Annotated in this window: 12 protein-coding genes; 4 read left to right on the forward strand and 8 right to left on the reverse strand. The window is 67.8% G+C overall.

All coding sequences use genetic code 11. The features are described from left to right. The first annotated feature begins 103 nt into the window (after positions 1–103). Positions 104–1,594, forward strand: a complete 1,491-nt coding sequence (locus P1L40_RS16995; protein WP_284008770.1) for a hybrid sensor histidine kinase/response regulator — start codon at positions 104–106, stop codon at positions 1,592–1,594. Positions 1,595–1,631: 37 nt separating this feature from the next. Then, a complete protein-coding gene (locus P1L40_RS17000) occupies positions 1,632–2,387 on the forward strand; it encodes a DUF1405 domain-containing protein (protein WP_284008772.1) in 756 nt (251 codons plus the stop codon). Position 2,388: 1 nt separating this feature from the next. Here the strand turns inward: P1L40_RS17000 and P1L40_RS17005 are convergent, their stop codons facing one another. The 4 genes from P1L40_RS17005 to P1L40_RS17020 all read right to left on the reverse strand — a co-directional run bounded on the left by P1L40_RS17005 (position 2,389) and on the right by P1L40_RS17020 (position 9,094). Then, positions 2,389–3,522 carry a citrate synthase gene (locus tag P1L40_RS17005; RefSeq protein ID WP_284008773.1) on the reverse strand — a complete coding sequence of 378 codons (1,134 nt, stop codon included), beginning with the start codon at positions 3,520–3,522 and terminating at the stop codon, positions 2,389–2,391. Between the two features lie 237 nt (positions 3,523–3,759). Beyond that, positions 3,760–5,184 (reverse strand): citrate/2-methylcitrate synthase, encoded by a 1,425-nt coding sequence (locus tag P1L40_RS17010; RefSeq protein WP_284008775.1) that lies wholly within the window; start codon positions 5,182–5,184, stop codon positions 3,760–3,762. A 101-nt stretch (positions 5,185–5,285) separates the two neighbouring features. Continuing rightward, positions 5,286–8,015, reverse strand: a complete 2,730-nt coding sequence (locus P1L40_RS17015; protein ID WP_284008776.1) for a valine--tRNA ligase — start codon at positions 8,013–8,015, stop codon at positions 5,286–5,288. 170 nt (positions 8,016–8,185) lie between these two features. Next, positions 8,186–9,094, reverse strand: a complete 909-nt coding sequence (locus P1L40_RS17020; protein WP_284008778.1) for an HFX_2341 family transcriptional regulator — start codon at positions 9,092–9,094, stop codon at positions 8,186–8,188. Positions 9,095–9,351: 257 nt separating this feature from the next. Here P1L40_RS17020 and P1L40_RS17025 point away from each other — a divergent pair, with 257 nt between their 5' ends. Both P1L40_RS17025 and P1L40_RS17030 read left to right on the forward strand, forming a co-directional pair. Then, entirely contained in the window at positions 9,352–9,798 is a 447-nt protein-coding gene (locus P1L40_RS17025) for a DUF7344 domain-containing protein (protein WP_284008780.1), read from the forward strand. Then, complete coding sequence (locus tag P1L40_RS17030; protein WP_284008782.1) at positions 9,782–10,144, forward strand: HalOD1 output domain-containing protein; 363 nt, start codon at positions 9,782–9,784, stop codon at positions 10,142–10,144. Before P1L40_RS17025 ends, P1L40_RS17030 begins: the two co-directional genes overlap by 17 nt. A gap of 132 nt (positions 10,145–10,276) precedes the next feature. On the opposite strand, the gene P1L40_RS17035 is transcribed toward P1L40_RS17030, so the two are convergent. From P1L40_RS17035 to P1L40_RS17050, 4 genes are all read right to left on the reverse strand, one after another. Further along, positions 10,277–10,684, reverse strand: coding sequence for a DUF2892 domain-containing protein (locus P1L40_RS17035; RefSeq protein WP_284008783.1), 408 nt, complete (start codon positions 10,682–10,684; stop codon positions 10,277–10,279). A gap of 70 nt (positions 10,685–10,754) precedes the next feature. After that, a complete protein-coding gene (locus P1L40_RS17040; RefSeq protein ID WP_284008785.1) occupies positions 10,755–12,263 on the reverse strand; it encodes a sodium:solute symporter family protein in 1,509 nt (502 codons plus the stop codon). Continuing rightward, entirely contained in the window at positions 12,256–12,474 is a 219-nt protein-coding gene (locus P1L40_RS17045) for a DUF3311 domain-containing protein (protein WP_284008787.1), read from the reverse strand. The genes P1L40_RS17040 and P1L40_RS17045 overlap by 8 nt, the downstream gene beginning before the upstream one ends. 79 nt (positions 12,475–12,553) lie before the next feature. Then, complete coding sequence (locus P1L40_RS17050; RefSeq protein ID WP_284008789.1) at positions 12,554–12,898, reverse strand: tRNA-binding protein; 345 nt, start codon at positions 12,896–12,898, stop codon at positions 12,554–12,556. Positions 12,899–12,943: the final 45 nt, after the last annotated feature.

Consider the following 12,943-nt stretch of genomic DNA (forward strand, 5'->3'; position numbering starts at 1 on the left):
GGTGGTCTTCCGCGGTCATCGTCCGGCCACACGCCCGAGCTGCTGGCGGCGGACTGACACGAGCGCCAGTGGTGTTTTACCGCCAGCCCTCGAACCGAACGCAATGCGACCGGAGTGGCCGCCCTCGGATCGGCGGGGCGAGATAACTGTTCTTCACGTCGACGACAACCGTGACTTCCTCGAAGCGACCGCGACGGGGCTCGAAGAGCGGGCCGACCCGATCACCGTCACCTCGCTCGACGATCCGACGGCGGTCGTCCCCCGCCTCGAAACCGGGACCGTCGACTGTGTGGTCTCGGACTACGACATGCCGGAGATGGACGGGCTGGAACTCCTGCGGAACGTCCGCGCACAGTTTCCCGATCTCCCCTTTATCCTCTTTACCGGCAAAGGAAGCGAAGAAGTCGCCAGCGAGGCGATCTCGGCCGGCGTCACCGACTACGTCCAGAAGACCGGCGACAGCGAGACCGTCGAGATGCTGTGTAACCGGATCGAGAACGCCGTCGAGCACGCCCGGGCCGAGGAGCGCCTCGCCTACGAGAGCAGCCTGCTCGATACGCTGTTCGAGCAGATTCCCCACCACCTCTACGTCAAAGACACCGAGGGTCGTCACCTCCGGGTGAGTCACGCCCACATCACCGAGCCCGACCAGTTGGTCGGGAAGACCGACCAGGAGCTGTATCCGGACGCCCACGCCGAGGGCACCTACACGGACGACATGAAGGTCCTCCGGGAAGGGGAGCCGATCATCCACAAGGAGGAACACACCAGCCAGAACAAGGCGGACACGCACAGTTTCGACCGGATCTACGAGCAGTACGAACAGGAGCCGGTCACCGACAAGGAGCGGTACGACGAGTGGGCGCTGACATCGAAGGTCCCCTGGCGGAACGACGACGGCGACATCGTGGGCCTCATCGGGATCACCCTCGACATCAGCGACCGGAAACACTACGAACAGTCACTGGAACGCCACGCCGAGCGGTTAGAGCAGTTCCTCGCACAGGTCGTCCACGACCTCCGCTCGCCGCTGCAGGTCGCCGACTCGAACCTGGCGCTGCTCCGGCAGGAGGGGGTCGACGCCGACCGGCTCGACGCGATCGAGCGCGCACACGGGCAGATGGACGCGCTGGTCGACGACCTGAGCCGGTTCGCACGCCACGGGGAGATGGAACCGGAGCCCGAACCGGTCGATCTGGTGACGCTCGTCGAACAGATCTGGGAACGACACGAGCAGGCCGACGCGACGCTCAGTCTCGGCTCACTCCCGACGATCGAGGTCGACCGGACCGACTGCCGGCGGCTGTTGAGTAACCTGATCGACAACGCCGTCGAACACACCGAACCGGGGGTCGAGGTGTCCGTCCGGCCGCTGGGCGAGGCGGCTGTCGACTGCGACGGACTCGTGGTCGAGGACGACGGCCCGGGGCTCCCGGCCGACCGGAGCCAGGTGTTCGAAGCGGGGTACACGACCGCGACCGACGGCACCGGACTCGGGCTGGCGATCGTCGAGACGATCGCGGACCGGCACGACTGGGAGGTCGTCGCCACCGAGAGCGACGCCGGCGGCGCGCGCTTCGAGATCCGGTTCTGACCGCTACCGTTTTGCCGCCCCCTCCCCACCGACCGACATGGCCACACTCGGCGGGCGCATCGAGGCAGTCGTCGCGCGTGGGTTCGACGGACCGCTCCCGGACACCGAGGGGCTTCCCCGCTACGTCGCACCGCTCCCGGAGTGGCTGGAGAACGTCGGCCTCCGACTCGCCTGGCCGATCGCGCTGGTCAACCTCGTCGGCACCCTGTTTGGCTTCTGGTACTACGCCGGTCGGCCGCTCGATCTGGCACCGCCCCTGATCGAGGGACAACTCGGCGCCGCGCCACTGCTCGCGTACCCGCTGATCCCCGACTCGCCGGTCGCGACCATGTTCATCGGCCTCTCGTTTGCCGCCTGGCGACTCGACTGGGACGTGGAGTGGCTCCACGCGCTCGCCTTCTTCGGCTGTATCAAGCTCGGACTGTGGACGCCTTACGTCCAACTGGTCGTCAACGGCCCGGCGGGCATCGCCACCTGGCTCTACTGGTTCCTGATCCTCTCGCACCTGGCGATGGCCGTCGAGGCGTTTCTCATCCACCGGTACGCGTCCTTCTCGGTTCCCGCGGTCGCGGTCGCGGTCGGCTGGTACGGCTTCAACGATGTCGTGGACTACTTCGTCCCCGTGCTAGAGGGGCCACACCACACCGTCCTCCGGGCCGAGATCGTCGCCGGCGGCATCGATCACACGCTGCCGGCACACGATCTGGCGGCCGGCTGGGCGGTCGTGCTGACGCTCGCGGCGACGTTCCTGGCGCTTGCGACCCGGGTCGAGAAAGTGAAACGCGGCGGGTGAGTCAGCGCTCCGCGACCGGCGTCCACTCGCGGTCGGTCGCGCCGACGTACGCCGAGACCGGCCGGATCAGTCTGTTGTCGTCGAGTTGCTCCAGACAGTGGGCCATCCAGCCGCCCGCCCGGCCGACGGCGAACGTCGCCGTGAACAGGTCCCGGGGGATCCCGACGCCGTGGAGCAGCGCCGCGGTGTAGAACTCGACGTTGGTCGCCAGCCGGCGGTCCGGTTTGTGTTCGGCCAGCGCGTCGAGTGCGACCGACTCGAACTGCTCGACCGTCTCGTAGAAGCCGTCCTCGTCGGTCCCGGCGTAGAACCGTTCGGCCGCCGAGGAGAGGACCGCCGCCCGCGGATCGCGGACCCGGTAGACGCGGTGGCCAAACCCCATCAGCCGTTCCCCGGCGTCGAGTCGGTCGCGGACGAACCCCTCGGGATCGCCGGACTCGTGGACCGACTGGAGCATATCCAACACCGGCCCCGGCGCGCCGCCGTGGAGCGGTCCTTTCAGTGTCCCGATCGCGGCCGTTCCCGCGGAGACCAGGTCCGACTCCGTGGAGACGACCGTCCGCGCGGTGAACGTCGAGGCGTTGAGCCCGTGGTCGATCACGGTCGCCAGATAGGTCTCCAGGCCCCGAACGGCGGCGTCGCTGGGCCGTTCGCCGGTCAGCATGTACAGGTAGTTCGCGGCGTGGGACAAGTCCGGGTCGGGCTCGATCGGGGCCTCGTCCTGGCGGTAGCGCCAGTATGCCGCGACGATCGTCGGGGCGACCGCGACGACGCGGGTGGCGGCCGTCCGCGGGTCCTCGGCGTCGATCCCGAGGCTGGCCGCGGCGACGCCCATCCGCAGTGCGTCCATCGCGGGGTCCCCGTCGGCCGCGGCCCGGCGGACGACGCCGTGGACCTCCTCGTCGAGCGTGCGGTGGGCCGCGAGTTCCGACCGGAACCGATCGAGTTCCCGGCCGGTCGGGAGGCGGTCCTCGAACAGGAGGTAGACGGCCTCCTCGAAGGAGGCGTTGCCCGCCAGCGTTTCGACGGGATAGCCCCCGACGAGGAGTTCGCCGGCCTCCCCGTCGACCCGGCTGAGGCGAGTCTCGGCGACGGTCACGCCCTCCAGCCCCGGGCGGACGGTGTCGTCGGTCACGCCATCACCCCCGTGGCTGGGTCGACCGAGTCGGTGGCCGGGAGGGGCTGTCGCGCGGGCGGGGCAGCTGCGGCCGATCGTGGTCCGAGCATCGACAGTGAGTAGCGCCGAGAGCGACGTAAGGGCTCGGAGAAGCGCGCTTCTTCTCGGCCGGTGATAGGTCTGTGTCGACAGTCCGAGCCGCCCATCGAACGGACTCCGCCGGGCGTGACGGGGAAAGCGCGTTCTCCCGAGCGATCACGGGTCCGCGGGGAAGGCATCGTCGGCGAGGACCGTCTCGACGAACCGCTCGCCGGCCGCGGTCAGCGCGTAGCCGGCGTCCCCGTCGGCGACGAACGCCCCGCGAAGCTGTCGGAGGTGGTAGTTGAACCGACCGTTGTCCTCGATCGACGTGCGTTCCCGGAGCGTCGAGTACGCGACCGGCCCGTCGGCGGCCGCCAGCGCGAACAGGACCTCCAGTCGGGCCGGTTCGGCGAGGGTCTGTAACGTCTCCGAGACGGGTTCGACGGCCGCTCGCTCGGTCACCCCGTCGGTCGGCTCTCGCTCCTCGACCGGCGTCCAGGTCCGCCCGGTCGGCCCGACGTACCGAGAGACGGGGCGAACGAGGACGTTGTCGGCTCGCTGTTCCAGACAGTGGGCCATCCAGCCGGCGACCCGGGCGACGGCGAAGGTCGGTGTGAACAGCGCCGGCGGGATGTCGACGGCGTACAACAGCGCCGCGGCGTAGAACTCGACGGTGGCGGCCGCGTGTCGCCTGGGGAAGCGATCGTCCAGAGCCGCCACGCCCGCGGATTCGAGGTCCCTGACCGTCGCCCGGAACTCGCCGCCGACGGGGAGCCGCTCCATCGCCGCCGAGAGGACCGCCGCCCGCGGGTCCCGGACCTCGTACACCCGGTGGCCGAACCCGGGCAGGTCGTCGCCGTCTGCGAGTCGCTCGCGGACGGCCGCGCCGACATCGTCGGCCTCGTGGGCCGTCCGAAGCAGTTCGAAGACGCGCCGGAGGTTCCCGCCGTGGCGCGGCCCCTTCAGCGTCCCGACTGCGGCCGTCGCCGCCGACACGAGGTCCGACTCCGTGGAGACGACCGTCCGCGCGGTGAACGTCGACGGATTGAGTCCGTGGTCGACGATCGTCGTCAGAAACGCGTCGAGAGCGCGTGTCTCGGCCGCCGTGGGCCGCTCGCCCGTCACCATGTACCGGTAGTTCGCGGCGTGGGACAGCGACGGGTCGGGATCGACGACGGACTCGCCCCGGCGGGCGCGCCAGTAGGTCCCCACGACCGTCGGGACGACGGCGATCACCCGCAGCGCGGTCGCCGACGGCCCCTCGTCGTCGGTCCCGAGCGTCGCCGCGGCGACGCCCATCCGCAGGGCGTCCATCGGGTCCACGCCGGCCGCTGCCGCCGTCTCTACCAGCGTCCGGACGGCGTCGTCGAGCCCGCGGGAATCGGTCAGTGCCGCCCGGACCGTCTCTCGCCGGTCGGCCGGCGGGAGGTCCCCGTCTAACAGCAGTGCGACGCTCTCCTCGTAGGTCGCGTTGGCGGCCAGTTCCGCGATCGGATAGCCGCGGACGACGAGTTCGCCGGCCTCGCCGTCCACGTCGCTCAGTTCCGTCTCCGCGACGGTGATCGACTCCAGCCCGGGATCGAAGACGGACGGTGTCACAGTGACGCTAGGTCCTGTGGCGCCCCGGTTAGCCTTTTCCACGGCGACGCCGGCCCGAGCCCCCGTTCGGCCGACGGGACGAGTCCGCTCGTAAGACTGCCCTACTGGACCACGACGACCGCCGACTCCGTCTCGGTCATCTCCCCGTCGCCGGAGTAGGTCCGGGACTCCTCGATCTCGAACATCTCGGCGTCGAGTTCGAACTCCACGGCGACGATCAGCCGATCGCCGTCGATCTCGTAGTCGCCGGCCTCGATTGCGGCGTCGATGTCGCCGACGCTGTTGCCGAACTCCGGTCCGACCAGCGAGTAATCGAGGTCGATCCCGCTGATCTCGGTCGTGATCTCGGGGGCCTCGTCGTAGGTCTCCAGGCGCTCGACGTGCATCGCCTCGGCGATGGCGTCCTCGAAGCCGGCGACGTGGCCGTACACCTCGACGCTATCGAGGTCGGCGTTCAGTGGCAGGCCGTGTTCGGTCTTGTAGCGGCGCAGCGCCGAGACGACCTCCATGGCCGTCTCGCCCGCGGCCAGGTCGGCCTCGTAGCCACCGGCGACGGGCCAGTCGGTGGTGTGGATCGAGCCCTCGTCGTCGGCGTAGAGGCGGCTCCACAGTTCCTCGGTGATGTGGGGGAGGAACGGGGCGAACAGCTTCAGGAAGGTGCGGTGGGCACGGACCAGCGTGTACTCGGTCGAGAGGTCACTGCCGTCCGAGAGGCGCTGTTTGGCGATCTCCAGGTAGTCGTCACAGAAGGTGTTCCAGAAGAACGACCGCAGTTCGTTGCGGGCCTTCGAGAACGCGTAGTCCTCGAACTTCTCGGTGACCGACTCGACGGTCGCGTCGAGCTCGGCCAGCAGCCAGCGGTCGACGGCCGCAAGGTCGTCCTCCTCGACCGCGTCGACGGCGTCCGCGGCGGGGGTGAGCTGATCGACCAGCCGGGAGGCGTTCCAGAGCTTCTGGAGCAGGCGTTCGCCCGCTTCGAGGTCGCCCTCCTTGTACGGGAAGTCGTCGCCGATAGAGGTCCCGGCGGCCCAGTAGCGGGCAGCGTCGACCGGGAAGTTCTCTAGGACCTCGCTGGGCGGGATGACGTTGCCCTTCGATTTGGACATCGCCTCGCGGTTCTCGTCTAACACCATCCCGTTTATCATCACGTTCTCGAAGGGGACCTCGCCGGTGTGTTCGTAACACTTGACGACGGTGTGGAACAGCCAGAAGGAGATGATGTCGTGGCCCTGCGGGCGCAGGTCGAACGGGTACAGTTCGTCCATCGCCATCTCGAAGGTCCCGTCGGTGATCGACTGGGGGCCGTCGGCAGCCGACCCGTCCGCGGACCAGTCCCAGCCGGCGTTGACCAGCGGCGTGAGCGAGGAGGTCGCCCAGGTGTCGAACACGTCCTCTTCGGGGGTGAACGTGTCGTGGCCACACGCCGGGCAGCCGTCGACCGGCGGGTCGTCCGAGAGCGGGTCGGCGGGCAGTTGCTCCGGTTCGGCCAGGGTCGGCTCGCCACACTCGTCACAGTACCAGACCGGGATCGGGATGCCCGAGTCGCGCTGTCGGGAGATACACCAGTCCCACTCAAGCCCCTCGATCCAGTGCTGGTAGCGGCTGAACATCTTCTCGGGGAACCACTCCATGTCCCGGCCGGCCTGGAGGTACTCGCCTTTCTTGTCCAGGAGCTCGATGTACCACTGTTCGGTGACGAGATACTCGACCTCGACGCCACAGCGCTCGTGGACCTGGACGGTGTGTTCGTGGTCACGGGATTCGAGGAGGTACCCCTCGACATCCAGATCTTCGATGATCGCGGCGCGGGCCTGCGTGGTGCTCATCCCCTCGTAGTCGCCGGCCACCTCGGTCATCGTCGCGGACTCGTCGATGGCCAGCCGGAGCTCCAGGTCGTGGGCCTGGTACCACTCGATGTCGTTCTGGTCGCCGAACGTACAACACATGACCAGGCCGCTCCCGGTCTCCATGTCGACGCGCTCGTCGGCGATGATCGGGACCTCCTGCTCGAACAGCGGGACCCGGGCGGTCCCGCCGACGAGGTGCTGGTTCTCGTCGTCGTCGGGGTGGACGAACACCGAGACACAGGCCGGCAGCAGTTCGGGTCGCGTGGTGGAGATGGTGAACGTCTCCTCGGCGCCGCCCTCGCCCGGGGCGTCGCCGTTCCCGTCCTCGACGAGATCGAACGCGATGTCGTTGAACTTCGTGTGTTTGTCCTCGTCTTCCTGTTCGACCTGTGAGATGGCCGTCTCGCAGTCGGGACACCAGATGGTCGGCGCGCGCTGGCGGTACTCCCGCCCTTTCTCGTAGAGGTCGAGGAAAGAGAGCTGTGAGACGCGCTGGACCTCGGGGGCGATGGTCTTGTAGGTGTTGTCCCAGTCGACCGAGATCGCCAGCGACTGCACGTCCTCGGTGAACTCGGCCTCGTATCGGCTACAGATCTCGCGGCACTTCTCCTGGAACTCCCGGCGCTCGAAGTCCTGGTGGCGGATGTCGAGTTCGCGCTCGGTCAGCCGTTCGGAGGCGATGCCGTTGTCGTCGTAGCCGAAGGGGAAGAAGACGGTGTCGTCGGCCATCCGGTGATAGCGGGCGACGAAGTCCTGGAGCGTGAACTGATAGAGGTGCCCCATGTGGAGGTTGCCCGACACCGTCGGCGGCGGCGTATCGATGCTGAATCGGGTGTCGGCGTCGCCGTCGTAGGCGTAGGTGCCGTCGGCGACCCACTGGTCCTGCCAGGTGGGTTCGACGGCCTGTGGGTCGTACTCCCCGTCGAGGCTGTCTGACTGGTCGGCTGTCGATTCGTCGGTCGGTGGGTCCTGTGTGTCACTCATGTCTTGGCTGTGGCGGCGGTCGGTCGAAAACGGTACGGGCGTCGGGCGGTGGGGTTAGTTGGGGCTGGGCGCCCCTACTACCGGTACGAGAACGGGCTGGGTGGTGCCTCGACGCGCCATTAGGTGTACCGTAGCCCACCCACGGATTAACGACTTCGGTTTCCTGTCGCCTACGGCAGTTCCCGGTCGCGGTCTTCCGCCGAGTGTGCCCGCACCCACAGCTCCCCGATGCGTGAGAGCCGTGTCCGGTAGGACTTCCCTCGGTCTTCCTGCTCGATGTACCCCTTCCCGCCCGGGCCGAGCCGGTCGACGTTGTAGATGACCTTCGAGCGGAAGGAATCGGTGTACTCCTCGCCAAGGTCGCGGGCGAGTTCCTGGGCGAGTTCCGAAACCGACTCGAACTCGCCGTGTTCGCCCAGCGTAAAGAGGATGACTTCCTCGAAGGGCTTGACGTTCGAGAAGGAGGCGACGGGCAGTTCGACGATGTGGGAGCCGTCGATCTCCTTCGCGCCGATGGTCGTCCCGCGCTCGTCGAACTCGTCGAGCAGGTCGACCGCGGTCCGGAGTCGCTCGTCGACGCGGTCGTCGACACCCTCGCCGGCCTGGAGGTCTTTCAGGAGGTCGACCTGCCGGCGCAGTTCCTCGGCCAGTTCCGTCTCCAGGTACTTCTCGGGGACCGTGTAGTAGGTGTGGATGCGGTCCCGGTCGCCCTCGCGTTCGACCATGATCGAGTGGGCCGCCGTCGCGAAGGCAAAGGAGACGGTGCGGGGCATCGCCGAGACGTTGACCCACACCTCGCTACCCGAGTCAAGTTCAGCGTTGATGAGTTCGAACGCCTGCTCGAAGGCGTCGTCGTAGTCGTAGACATCGGCGATGACGAACCGCTCGGTCTCGGCGCCCAGGAGGTTCTCGTAGTCTTTCTCCAACTTCCTCGCGAGGTTGCGCGAGTACTCGACGTTGGCCTCGCTCCCGACCGCGCCCTCCAGGAGGATGACCCGGTCCACGTCGAGTTGCTCGCGCACGAGCGGCGCGATGAGCCGGTCGTAATCGAAGCCGACCGGGACGATGTGGGTGTGCATATCCGATACGTGGTGGCGGCGGCGATATAAAGTGCCAGTCTCGGGACGGGTGTGCCGGGGGTCGGTTCCGCTCTGTCGCGCTGGATGCCGAGCCGGTCGCTGTGGCCCGGGAGCGCGAGCCGTCACCGTCGGGACGTGTCCGTAACTGGTTCAGATCTGTACGTAAATCCCCGCCAATCGTTGATAATCGGTAGCGAACACGCGAATTTTGTCAACCATGGGATACTGTTTTGACCCTGCCGCGTGAGTTCGTACATATGAGCGACGACTCTGACTCGCGTGACGAAGCAAGAGGGGACGCCTCCCCCTCCCCCGACGAGCAACTATCACCGGACGTGCTGGAGGTCGAAACCGTGTACGAGGCGCTGGGCCACCCCCGCCGCCGCTATCTGTGTTACACGCTGCTCGAAGACACCGAGTGGACGCTGACCGAACTGGCGACGAAGATCGCCGCCTGGGAGAACGACGTTCCCGAACACGCCGTGACGAACGACCGACGGGAAGCGGTGTACGTCTCGCTGTATCACGCCCACGTCCCGAAGTTGGTCGACGAGGGTGTGATCGCGTTCGACGAGACCACCGAGACGATCACGGTCGCCGAACACGCCGAACAGGTCCTGGCCGCGCTCGAAGGAATGGGGGCCAGTCTCGACGCAAGTCAGGAGACACACGCCCGGGAGGAGATCGATGAACGAACGGAATGAGGACGGAGACGGGGTTGTTGACACCCCCGCGACCGAGCCCGAGACACGCTGGTCGCAGGTCGCACAGCGCTGTTACCGGCCCGGCGGAAACCGAGAACTCACGACGACGATCGTGTTCGCGATCGCGGCGGCGAGCGATGTTTCCCCGGAGGAGGTGAAGTCACCGCCGCTGTACGAGTCCGTCGACGTGCCGGCGATCGAAGCCGCCTTTTTCGGCTCGGACAGCTCCGGGGAGTCCCGGGACGGGACCGGAGCCGTCACGTTTCGGTACGCCGAGTACCGCATCGAAGTCCGAAGCGACGGCTGGGTGTTCGTGTCCGAACCGGCCGAACCGGAGCCGTCGTAGCGTTCGACGACGGTCGGGTCGGTGGTCAGGGTACACCGGGAAACGGCGGCACCGTACTGCAGGGAAGCAGCCGGTCCCAGAAGTACGGTTTTTCGATCGGGTGGGGCGGTCCCCGCCGTCAGTCCAGCCGGTTCACAGACAGTCGTCGTGGACGGTCTCGCCGTCGGCGTTGGGGCGGCGGCGCTGGCCCGCGACGATCGGTTCGCCACACGCGACACAGGTGAGCGAGCCGGGGGCTGGCTCGGCGTGGTCGTCGGCCGAGTCGTCTGCCACCACGGACACGTCCGAACTGTCGGTGTCGAGGTCCGTCTCGGTATCCGCGTCCGTGTCGAAGTCGGTCTTGTCCGTCTCGTGGAGCGGTTCGACGGCGGGGCCGCTGTCGCCGGCCGCGGAGACGCCGAGGGCAACGGCGCCGACGCCGGTCAGGATGCCACGGAGTCGTTTTCCACCCCGCAACGAGCGGAGGGCGAGGATGCCAAGGCCGACGGCCAGCAGTACGCGGACGAGGCGACTTCGGTCGCCAGCGGTCTCAGTGTCCATACCGGAACCGGGAGCCCCACGCTCTTTAGTGTCACCCATCGGGGTCGAACAGCGACTTCGCCCGGGAGCGTCAGTCGGCGTCGACGCGGTAGGCGGTCGGGTTCTCCGCCGCGGCCGGCGCGGTCACGACCGAGACCCCGACCGTCAGGACCGTTCCCAGGAGAATCCCGACGATTCCCGGCGTCCAGCCGAGGTACGCGGTCGGCAGCGCCACCGTGAGCCCGACCAGCCCGGCGACCGTTTCGAGCACCGGTAGGACGTGCAGGACGTAGAACACCTGACTCCCGAGGATACCGGCGTACACGCCGCTTCTGGTCGTCCCGCGCCAGTACAGCGCCAGCGCGACGGGCATCGTCAGCTGTGCGAACCCGCTGAAGGCGGTGTCGCCGATCTGGACGAGCGTGCCCGGCGTGTAGAGGCTCGCGACGAACGACAGGGTCGCGAACCCGATCACGCCCACACGAGCGACCAGCGTCTCGCGGCCGTCGTCCGCTCCCGTAGACCGACCGGTCAGCGGCCGGTAGAGGTCCCGCGTGAGATACGACGACCCCGACAGCAGCATCGAGTCGCTGGAGGACATCATCGCGGCCATCGCGCCGGCGATGACCAGCGCCGCGAACCACGTCGGCGTGTACTCGGCCAGCAGCGCCGGGATGACGTTGCCGCCCTGGGCGACCTCCACGCCCAGGCCCGCAGCCCACGCACCCAGCATGAACGCCGGGACGAACAGCAACAGGACGAGGACGGGCCACAGCGCGAACGTCCGCTTGAGGACGGTCTTCGAGCCCGCGGCGAAGAAGCGCTGATTGATCTGTGGGAACATCGTCACGCCGAAGGCGATACTGACCGCCGTCGAGACGATGTACTGCTGGGTGTAGAGGCCGCCGCCCAGCGCCAGGAACTCGGGGTTGGTCTCGGCGAGCAGCGCCGTCGCCTCGCCGGCCCCGCCGACCGACGAGAGCACCCAGGCCACGGCGACCCAGACCAGGGAGAGCATAAAGAGTCCCTGGAGCGTGTCGGTCCAGGCGACCCCGCGCATCCCCGAGACGGTGACGTAGAGGATCATGAAGAGGGTGATCCCGCCCGCGCCGACCCAGAACGGGACCGCGCCCTCGGTCAGGCCGACGATGGCCTGGCCGGCGCCTTTCTGCTGGAGCATCACGTAGGGGAACAGCCACACGAGGCTCACGCCGGCGACGACCATCCGCAGCGGTGTCGAGCCAAAGCGGTCGCCCAGCATCTCCCCCAGGGTGACGTAGCCGTGGCGCTTCCCGACGAGCCACTGCTTGTAGCCAAGCACGTACCACAGCACCGCGAAGATGATGCCGTCCATCAGCCCCATCACGAGGATCCACTCGGGGCCGGCCGAGAACGCGAGGTTCGGACCGCCGAAGAAGGTAAACGCCGACAGCAGCGTCGCGAAGGTCGTAAAGAGGAGGACGACCGTGCCAAGCGTCCGGCTGGCGAGGTAGTAGTCCTCGGCGTTGCGGTCGGTCAGCCGGTAGGCGACGACACCGACCGCCAGCGCCACGACCATGTAGGCGCCGACGATGCCCAGTTGCAGCGTGGTCTCAGCCATCGGCCGGCACCTCCTCGATGCCCAGTCCCCAGGCAGTGCGTGCGAAGACGGCGAAGACCAGGCTCGCCAGCCCCATCCAGCCGATGTGCCACCACAGCCACACCGGGAGGCCGGCGACAACCTGTGCGCTGTCCCAGAGGAACCACGGGACGGCAAGCGCCATCAACACGAGCCCGACGACTGCCCACCCGGCGGTCCGCGTGTGTCTCATGATTGTTGGACGGATCTAGTTAGTTCCGGTACAAAGCAATTTCGTTCCTTCGGTCGACCAATCCGAAGAGAATTTGTCTTCAATACACGCGGGTGCCCGGCTCCACGTCCCGCTCCGTGGTCAGGTGAACGACGCCGTCCTCACCGTCGACGCCGGTGACGAGACACTCGCTCTCGAAGCCGGCGATGGTCACCGGTCCGAGGTTCACGACGGCGATCACCTGCGCGCCCAGCAGGTCCTCGTGCTCGTACAGGTCGGTCAGCCCCGCCGCCGACTGTCGCTCCTCGTCGCCGAAGTCGACCGTCAGCTTGTACACGTCCTTCCGTGCGGCCGGGAAGTCCGCCACGTCGACCACCTCGCCGACGCGCATCTCAACGTCTTCGAGGAACTGCTCGGGATCGATCTGCGCCTCTGTGAGTCCCATGGCCCGGATTTTGTGGGGCCGGTTATATCACGGTCGCGGTCCCAG

Source organism: Haloarcula pelagica, from assembly GCF_030127105.1.
In the GTDB taxonomy this organism is placed as follows: domain Archaea; phylum Halobacteriota; class Halobacteria; order Halobacteriales; family Haloarculaceae; genus Haloarcula; species Haloarcula pelagica.

Excerpts from the sequence above, each read along its gene's own strand:
- P1L40_RS17015 (WP_284008776.1), bottom strand. The coding sequence starts at position 8,015 with ATGAGTGACACACAGGACCCACCGACCGACGAATCGACAGCCGACCAG.
- P1L40_RS17050 (WP_284008789.1), bottom strand. The coding sequence starts at position 12,898 with ATGGGACTCACAGAGGCGCAGATCGATCCCGAGCAGTTCCTCGAAGAC.
- P1L40_RS17020 (WP_284008778.1), bottom strand. The coding sequence starts at position 9,094 with ATGCACACCCACATCGTCCCGGTCGGCTTCGATTACGACCGGCTCATC.
- P1L40_RS16995 (WP_284008770.1), top strand. The coding sequence starts at position 104 with ATGCGACCGGAGTGGCCGCCCTCGGATCGGCGGGGCGAGATAACTGTT.
- P1L40_RS17030 (WP_284008782.1), top strand. The coding sequence starts at position 9,782 with ATGAACGAACGGAATGAGGACGGAGACGGGGTTGTTGACACCCCCGCG.
- P1L40_RS17000 (WP_284008772.1), top strand. The coding sequence starts at position 1,632 with ATGGCCACACTCGGCGGGCGCATCGAGGCAGTCGTCGCGCGTGGGTTC.
- P1L40_RS17045 (WP_284008787.1), bottom strand. The coding sequence starts at position 12,474 with ATGAGACACACGCGGACCGCCGGGTGGGCAGTCGTCGGGCTCGTGTTG.
- P1L40_RS17025 (WP_284008780.1), top strand. The coding sequence starts at position 9,352 with ATGAGCGACGACTCTGACTCGCGTGACGAAGCAAGAGGGGACGCCTCC.
- P1L40_RS17035 (WP_284008783.1), bottom strand. The coding sequence starts at position 10,684 with ATGGACACTGAGACCGCTGGCGACCGAAGTCGCCTCGTCCGCGTACTG.
- P1L40_RS17040 (WP_284008785.1), bottom strand. The coding sequence starts at position 12,263 with ATGGCTGAGACCACGCTGCAACTGGGCATCGTCGGCGCCTACATGGTC.